6 protein-coding genes are annotated in these 6,327 nt (G+C 72.2%); 3 read left to right on the forward strand and 3 right to left on the reverse strand.

Annotation, left to right across the window (positions count from 1 at the left end; all coding sequences use genetic code 11):
- Positions 1 to 375: 375 nt before the first annotated feature.
- The 3 genes from ACWGDE_RS34590 to ACWGDE_RS34600 are packed head-to-tail and all read right to left on the reverse strand — an operon-like array spanning position 376 to position 3,985.
- Positions 376 to 1,008, reverse strand: coding sequence for a TetR/AcrR family transcriptional regulator (locus ACWGDE_RS34590; protein ID WP_453393022.1), 633 nt, complete (start codon positions 1,006 to 1,008; stop codon positions 376 to 378).
- Positions 1,009 to 1,044: 36 nt separating this feature from the next.
- Positions 1,045 to 3,129 (reverse strand): YhgE/Pip family protein, encoded by a 2,085-nt coding sequence (locus tag ACWGDE_RS34595; protein WP_453393023.1) that lies wholly within the window; start codon positions 3,127 to 3,129, stop codon positions 1,045 to 1,047.
- The gene (locus ACWGDE_RS34600; protein WP_453393024.1) at positions 3,101 to 3,985 is read right to left on the reverse strand and encodes an ATP-binding cassette domain-containing protein; all 885 of its coding nucleotides are present in this window, start codon (positions 3,983 to 3,985) and stop codon (positions 3,101 to 3,103) included. Before ACWGDE_RS34600 ends, ACWGDE_RS34595 begins: the two co-directional genes overlap by 29 nt.
- Positions 3,986 to 4,218: 233 nt before the next feature.
- Between ACWGDE_RS34600 and ACWGDE_RS34605 the strand changes: the two genes are divergently transcribed.
- The 3 genes from ACWGDE_RS34605 (at position 4,219) to ACWGDE_RS34615 (ending at position 6,293) form a co-directional block, all read left to right on the forward strand.
- Entirely contained in the window at positions 4,219 to 4,716 is a 498-nt protein-coding gene (locus tag ACWGDE_RS34605; protein ID WP_453393025.1) for an SAV_6107 family HEPN domain-containing protein, read from the forward strand.
- 100 nt (positions 4,717 to 4,816) lie between these two features.
- A complete protein-coding gene (locus tag ACWGDE_RS34610) occupies positions 4,817 to 5,575 on the forward strand; it encodes a class I SAM-dependent methyltransferase (protein ID WP_453393026.1) in 759 nt (252 codons plus the stop codon).
- 316 nt (positions 5,576 to 5,891) lie between these two features.
- Positions 5,892 to 6,293 carry a DUF3040 domain-containing protein gene (locus ACWGDE_RS34615; RefSeq protein ID WP_215015059.1) on the forward strand — a complete coding sequence of 134 codons (402 nt, stop codon included), beginning with the start codon at positions 5,892 to 5,894 and terminating at the stop codon, positions 6,291 to 6,293.
- Positions 6,294 to 6,327: the final 34 nt, after the last annotated feature.

A 6,327-nucleotide genomic window follows, 5' to 3' on the forward strand; every position in this document is an offset into this window, starting at 1 on the left:
GGCGCGGGGGTCCGGGGGCTGGCCCCCGTGCAGCGGCGGCGCACCCGCGATGGGGCCGGGGCAGGGCCCGGCCGTGCAGCGCGCAGTCAGCGCCGGGCCGGCCCCGTAAAAAAGCGGCCGGCGCCGAGGCTCGATCCCCCCGAGCCTCGACGCCAACCGCGTTCCCACCGGCCAGAGAGACCCGGTCCGCACCTGCCGCCCCGTGTCGGCGGTGCGGGCCGGGTCCCTGTCCGTTGCCCCCAGTCTGGCGTCCTCGCAGGTCGGGGCCCATCCGTGCGCGTACTCATTTCCGTGCCTAGGTACGGATACTCAGCCGCCCCACCAGTTCTACGCGTCCGCCGTGTCCCAGCGGCACCGCCGATCGGGGGTCAACCGTCAGCGGTTGCCGCTCACCCGTCCGCGCAGCAGCAGCGACAGCGCCGAGTGCACGTCGTCCAGCGACCGCTCGCTCTGGAACGACTGCCAGTCCAGCGCCGCCACGAGCACCATCCCCACCAGCGCCGCCGCCGTCAGCGGCACGTCGATCTCCGCGCTCAGCTCACCGCGCTCCACGCCCTCGCGCAGCACCGTCTCGACGACGGCCACCGCCTCCCGCCGGACGACCATCAGCGTGGACTGCCAGGTGCGGTTGGTCCGCCACAGCTCGGCGACGTAGAGCTGGGTGAAGGCGGGGTACCGGTCGATGAAGACGAGTCCGGCCCGGATCATCGCGTCGAGCGCCTCGACCCGGGTGCCTCCCGCGGCCTCGGTCGATTCCGCGGCCGTGCGCAGGGACTCCGTCAGCAGCCCGACCCCGTGCCGCAGCAGCTCTTCGAAGAGCTCGTTCTTGCTGGCGAAGTTGTAGTAGACGGTGCCCTTGGCCACGCCCGCCCGTTCGGCGATCTCGTCGACCGTGGTCGCCGAGAACCCCTGCTCCGCGATGAGCGTGACGGCGGCTTCGTAGAGCTTCTGCCGTGTGGCCTGGCGGCGGCCGCCGCCCGCGGCCGTACCGGTGCTGCTGCGTTCCATGGCGCTGATTCTCACAGGTCGGCCGCTCTCCACCGGCTACAGGCTCAGTTCGGGATGCAGGCGGTCCATCGTCCACACCTGCTTGCCGCGGGCGGCGAGCGCGGTGAGGGCGAGGGCGCCCGCGGTGAAGGCGATCAGGACGGCGCCGCCCTGCCAGACCGGGGCGAGGTCGCCGCCGGTGATGAGTCGGCGCAGGCTCTCGACCACGTACGACATCGGCAGGTAGGGGTGGATGGCGTTGAAGAACTCCGGGCTGGTCTGGACGGGGTAGGTGCCGCCCGCCGAGGTCAGCTGGAGCATCAGGACGGCCAGGACCAGGATGCGTCCGGCGGCGCCGAACTTGGCGTTGAGCCACTGGACGATCGCGGCGAAGCACCCGGTGACCAGCATCAGGAAGGCGATGGTGAGCGCGGGCCGGGCCATCTGCAGGCCGAGACCCCAGTGGAGTACGGACATCAGCGCGGCCACCTGGGCGGCGCCGAGCCCGGCCACGGGCAGCCAGCCGGCGAGGGCGATCCGCCAGGGCGAGGCGCCGGCGGCGAGCGCCCGCCGGTTCAGCGGTGCGATCAGCATGTAGGCGACCATCGCGCCGACCCACAGGGAGAGCGGGATGAAGTACGGGGCGAAACCGGTGCCGTAGTTGGGCGCCTTGTGCAGGGACTGGTTGGCGAGCCGCACCGGGTCGGCCATCACTTCGGTGCGGGCGTCGCGCTGCTGCGTGTCGTAGTCGGGGATCTGGCCGACGCCGTCGTGCAGGCCGCCGGCGAGTTCTCCGTTGCCGTCCACGAGCTTGACCAGGCCGCCGTCGAGGCTGTGCGCGCCGTCGCCGAGCTTGCCGACGCCGACGCCGAGGGCGCCGGAGCCTTCGGTGGCGGTGCCGATGCCGGTGTGCAGCTTGGCCATGCCGGTGGCGACCTTGTGGGCTCCGTCGTTGAGGGCGTTGACCTGGGTGACGGCGGCGTCGAGGTCCGCGGAGAGGGACGGGGCCCTGGTGGCGAGCTTGCGGGCCTCGCGCTCCAGGTCGGCGAGCTGCGTGCGGAGCTTGCCGAGGTCGCCGTTGGTGTCCTTGACGAGGGTGTTGACGTCGCCCGCGAGTTCGGCGCCCTCGGCGGCGTCGTCCTTGAGCTTCTTCAGCTGGGGGCAGGTGGCGGGCAGCGGGGTGGCGCCGGTGGTGCAGGTCTTCGCGTAGACGTCGGCGGCGCCGGTGGAGACGCGCTGGGTGACGGTGGCGGCCGCGGGGGCCGCCTTGGCGAAGGTGTCGAGGTGGTTGCCGACGACCTTGGCGGTGTCGGCGACGAGTTCGGCGCTGTCCGCGAGCTGCTTGGGGTCCTTCAGGAAGGGGCGGGCCTTGTCGGCGGTGCCGCCGACCTTGTCGGCGAGCCGCTGGGTGCCGGCCGCGATGTCCTTCGTGCCGGTCTCCAGCTGTCCGGCGGCGCCGTTCAGCTTCTTCAGGCCGCCGGTGATCTCGCCGTTCTTCTCCTTGGCCGTGTCCAGGCCGTCGGCGAGGTCCTTGGCGCCCTTCTGCGCCTTGCCGGCGCCGTCGGTGAGCTTGTCGGCTCCGTCGGCCGCCTCGGCGGTCTTGTCGTGGAGGTCGGAGAAGCTGACGAAGATCTTGTCGAGGAAGCCGCGGGAGGCGTTGGTGGACGCCGCCGAGCGGACCTCGGAGAAGACGGTGCGCGAGATCGAGCCGACGATGTAGTTGTTCGCGTCGTTCGTGCGGACCTGGAGGGCCCCGGTGGCGGGGTCGTCACCGGCGCTGGAGGCGATCTTCGTGCTGAAGTCGGCGGGCATGGTGAGGGAGAGGTAGTACGTACCGTTCTCCAGCCCCTTCGCCGCCTCCTCGGCGCTGACCTCGCGCCAGTCGAAGGTCTTGCTGTCGTGGAGCTTGCGGGTGATCTCGTCGCCCGCGTCGATCCGCTTGCCGTCCACGGTGGCGCCCTGGTCGGAGTTGACGAGGGCGACGGGCACCTTGTCGAGGCGGCTGTAGGGGTCCCAGAAGGACCACAGGTACAGCGCTCCGTAGAGCAGCGGGAGCAGGAGCAGTGCGACGAGCGCGGCCCGGGGCAGCTTCCCCCGCCCGAACCGCTTCAGCTCAAGCGCGGCCAGCTTCGGCGAGCGCATCGTCGTCCCCCTTCGTGTCGTCGGTGTTCTCTGCGTTCTTGGCGTTCTTGGCCTTCTTGGCGTTCTGCGTGACGTTGCCTTCGTCGGCGCCGGTGCTCTTGGGGACGCCCCAGATGAGCTCGGTGTCCACGGGCCGGGACGCGGCGACGGGCTCGGCGGCCGCCGGGACGGTGCGCAGGACCGTCGCGCCGGCGGGGGCCTCGCTGCACACCGCGAGGACGGTGGTGCCGCGGGCGGCGATGGAGCGGAGCAGCTCCCAGGCCTCGGCGCGCTCGGAGTCCGAGAGCTTGAGGTCGAGGTCGTCCAGGGCCAGCAGGCGCGGGGAGCCGAGCAGCGCGATGGCCACCGACAGCCGTACGGACTCCAGCCGTTCCAGGTCCCGTACGGAGGTGCGCGGGCCCTTGGGCAGGGTCGAGACGTCCAGTCCGGCGGCGGCCAGCGCGGCGTCGATGCGGGCCGCGGTGGAGCTGCGGCGCTCCTCGCGCGGGCGGAGCAGGGCGCGGACGGGTCCCTCGTAGCGGCGCTGGAGCAGGGCGCCCTCGCGCAACTGCTCGGCGACGGTGAGGGCCTGGTCGAGTTCGTTGACCCCGGACACCGGGCCGAGGGCGGCGATGCGGCGGACCGCGGCCATCCTCTTCGGCAGCCGGTGGCGGCCGATCTCGGCGTGGCCCTCGGTGGGCTTCATCCGGCCGGTGAGGGCGAGGAGCAGGCAGGTCCGGCCGCTTCCGGAGGGGCCTTCGACCGCGATGAGCGAGCCGGGCGCCGCGTCGATGCCGACGCCCCGGAACACCCAGCCGCGCGGGCCCTTGAGTCCGAAGCCTTCGGCTTTGACGGCCGCGCCGTGCGGGCTGTCCACGCCGTCCCCCTCCTTTTGAACTGACTGGTCAGTTCAAAAACTAGCATCCTCGGCGGCATCCGGTGCGCACCGGGGGGCAGTTGCCCGGACGGGAGCCGCACCGGGAGGGCAAAACCGCAGGTCAGCGCGATTGTCAGTGGGGGCCGTCACGATGGGGACACGCACAGACCGCACAGACCGCACGGAGCCACACCAGGCAGCGCGAAAGCGCACGCAACGACAGGAGGTTCGTCATGGCCACACCGTCCCCGTCCCCTGTCCACCCCGTCCCGCGGAAGTCGGCGGCACCCCCCGCCGCTCTCGATCTGCTCGTCAAGGCCCACGAGGGCCTGGCCGAAGCCGCCCGGCTGACCCGGTCCAACGAGCGGTACGCCACCGCCCACCTCGCCGCGCTGCGCGCCGCCGCGGCCGTGCTCGCCGCCCGCGGGCGGCCCGAGCCGGTGAACCCGCGGCGCAGGCCGCGCATCCGCAGCGCGTGGGAGGTGCTCCCGGAGATAGCGCCCGAACTGACCGAGTGGAGCGCGCTCTTCGCCTCCGGCGCGGCCCGCAGGGCACGGGCCGAGGCGGGGATAGCGGGCGCGGCGACCGGCCGGGACGCGGACGATCTGGTGCGTGCGGTGGGGATGTTCCTGCGCCTGGTGGAGCGGATGCTCTCGCTCCGCCCGCTCTCGCCCGCGGGCCCCCAGCAGGGCCTGCCACTGCCCCGGGCGGAGCGTCCCGACGCGGGATGACCTGCCCGCCAGCCGGAGGCCATAGGGTGGGCACGGACCGCTCACCCTCCCCCGGCCACCGCTGGGAGGTGCCCCCCCCTACGCCGAGGAGCCATCAGCCGTGTCGGACACTTCCCGCCCCCGCGCCTCCCTCCGCACCGCCGTGGTGTGGGAGGTCCTCAAGGAGGCACTCGACCGCCGGGTGAAGGCGACCGGGCGGGACGTGCTGGACGTGCTGGACACCGGCGGCGGCACCGGCAAGTTCGCGGTGCCGGTGGCCCGCCTCGGCCACCGGGTCACCGTGGTCGACCCCAGCCCGAACGCGCTGTTCGGTCTGGAGCGCCGGGTCGCCGAGGCCGGCGTGGCCGACCTCGTCCGCGGTGTGCAGGGCGACGCCCAGGGCCTGCTCGACGTCGTCGAGCGCGACTCGTACGACGTCGTGGTCTGCCACGGCGTGCTGGAGTACGTGGACGACCCGGCCGAGGGCGTGGCCAACGCGGTGGCGGCCCTGCGCCCCGGCGGCATCCTCAGCCTGCTGGGCGCCGGGCTCGGCGGGGCCGTCCTGGCCCGCGCGCTCGCCGGGCACTTCACGGAGGCCCGTACGGCGCTCACCGACCCGGCCGGCCGCTGGGGAGCGGGCGACCCGGTACCCCGCCGCTTCACCGCGGAGCAGCTCACCGCGCTGGTCGGCGACGCCGGTCTGACGGTCGGCTCGGTGCACGGCGTCCGGGTCTTCGCCGACCTGGTTCCGGGTGTTCTGGTGGACACCGAACCGGGCGCGGTCGAGGCCCTGCTGCGCCTGGAAGAGGCCGCCGCCGAGCTCCCCGCCTTCCACGCGGTCGCCACCCAGTTGCACGTTCTGGGCGAGAAGCCCGCCTGATCTGCGAACCTTCCGTGAACGCGGTGACGCACTCACCCTCCGAACCGGCGTCGTGACCCGTATGATCGGGGGCAGTGACCGGCATGCCGGGTGGACCTCTGGGGAATAACGCCCTCTAGGACCGCTCGCACGGCGGTACTGCTTCGCGCGACTCTGGCTTCAAGACGGCACTGCGCTTTCCTCAGGCAGTACTTTTTAAGGGCAGTGTTTTTAGAACGTGGCGTAGAGGGCGGGTATCACGGGGGCGATTCCCCGCCTATCCTGAAGGGGACCCCTGGTCGCTACCCCCCGCGACCGACGGATGAGGAGGACTCCCGTGCCGCTCTCGGAGCACGAGCAGCGAATGCTCGAGCAGATGGAGCGAGCGCTGTACGCCGAAGATCCCAAATTCGCTACAGCGCTTGAGGGAAGCGGACTGCGCACGTACACCCGGCGACGGGTCTACCAGGCAGTCGCAGGCATTGTGGTGGGTATCGCGCTCCTCATGACCGGTGTGATCGTGCCGAACGTGCTCTGGATCAGCGTGGTGGGATTCCTCGTCATGCTGGGCTGTACGGTTCTCGTGGTCACCGGTTGGCGCAAGGCACCCAAGCCTGGCGAGCAGCCCGCCTCCGGTAGTGCAGGCGGTTCGGCCCACGGCCAGAACCGGCAGCGTCGGTCGATGATGACCCGTATCGAGGAACGGTGGCAGCGCCGCCGTGACGAACAGGGGCAGTAGCAGTCCCTCCTACTGAACACAGACTCGGGTGAGG

The organism is Streptomyces sp. NPDC054956, from assembly GCF_053609185.1.